General features: G+C 39.0%; 1 protein-coding gene. It reads right to left on the reverse strand.

The genetic code is table 11. The features are described 5' to 3' along the window. Positions 1–199: 199 nt before the first annotated feature. Positions 200–1,243: an SGNH/GDSL hydrolase family protein gene (locus AC06OU_RS15860; RefSeq protein ID WP_475857063.1), complete on the reverse strand. Its 1,044-nt coding sequence runs from the start codon at positions 1,241–1,243 to the stop codon at positions 200–202. Positions 1,244–1,581: the final 338 nt, after the last annotated feature.

Raw genomic sequence — 1,581 nt, forward strand, 5'->3', positions numbered from 1 at the left:
TTATTACAGGTGCCTGGCACCTGTAATAATATCCATATAATAAAACTCAACAACTCTTCTTACATAACAGTCCTCAAATACATAGAAAAAAGCCTATCTCATCTCTTAAAGATGAAATAGACTTTTCTTTTTTCCCAACCACCAACTGCTTTGGGAACTCAGATCAACTAAAAACAATTAGTTTCCCAAAAGCTATCTTCTACTTCACTACAAATTTCACTAACACACTTTCCGTTAAGGGTTTTCCATCTGTCCCCTTCAGCTCATTCGTAATCATTAGCTCGTAGGAACCTGGTTTATATCCACCTTTAGGAGCGAATACCTCGACTTGTTTCCCATTTGCCTTGGACACAGCTTTATCAACTGGTATTGCCATTGAACCATCCTTCATGACAAAAATGGATTGATTCAAACTTGCACTGTTGACATCCTTGCTTAACGTGATTGTCCATTTTTTATCAGAGGCTACAGGTATATTTTTCTCCATCACTCTGCCCCATCCAAGTGGTAGCTCAGGCAGCGTTTTTAAGAAAAATTGGTCAGCTATTACTTGGTAGCCAGCTTCGTTTGGGTGAATATCCTTTGGATTTTCCAAATAGACCGTTCCCTTTGCATCAAACGCTGGCGCCACATTAACAAAATGCACCCCTTCACTTTCTGCAATAGCCGCTATTCGATTATTAACAATATTGAATGCCATTTGTAGCTGCTGTCTCGTAGCAATATCCGTCATATGTGGAAACGGAAAAAAGTAGCCGAACAAATAGATTTCAGCATCTGGATTAATAGCCTTCACTTGCTTAACTGCAGTTGTTAGATTGTCCGAAACCTTACTCAATATTAAAGTTGCTGCTGTAAGGTCGACATTCACACTTTCATCCTTAGGGTCATAAAAGGCCTGGATAAAATCATTAGCACCACTGACGATTGTTACTAATTCAGCTTCCTTCAACGCCTTTTGAACATCTTCTCGCTTCAACTTCTCTAAAAGTCTATCCGTCGTTTCTCCGGATTTAGCAAATTCCTTCGTAAAGGAACCTAAACGTCCTTCCTTCTCAAGCTTCTCGCTAATTATGTCTGTAAATCCACGTCCAACTTTTTCTCCATATGGTGTTTGACCACTAGCGATGGAATCTCCTAACGCCACGTAATCTATTTTGTCATTCGCCGCAAAAGCTGCTGGCATATTTAAACTAAAAACAAACAAACATAAAGCCAATAATATTTGTACCTTTTGTTTCACTATTTTTCCCCCTTCTACGAAACTCTATATCTTATCTTATTCCCTAAATCACAACAAAAAACCTTTAGGTAAATAAAAAAAGTACAAGCTCTCCAAAAAGGTAGTACATACATATTATATTACAGGTGCCAGGCACCTGTAATAATATTCATATAATAATCCTACTTGCTTCCCAGCCTAACCTCTGCTAATCAAAACTAATCAAACCGCAATGCCTCACTAGGATTCATACGAGCAGCCTTCCATGCCGGATAAATGCCGAATAAGCTACCAATCCCAAAGGACGTATAAAGCGCAAGCTTAACCGCCCATAAAGGAAGCACCAAGGCAAAGATATC

The sequence above is a fragment of the Psychrobacillus sp. genome, assembly GCF_056205495.1.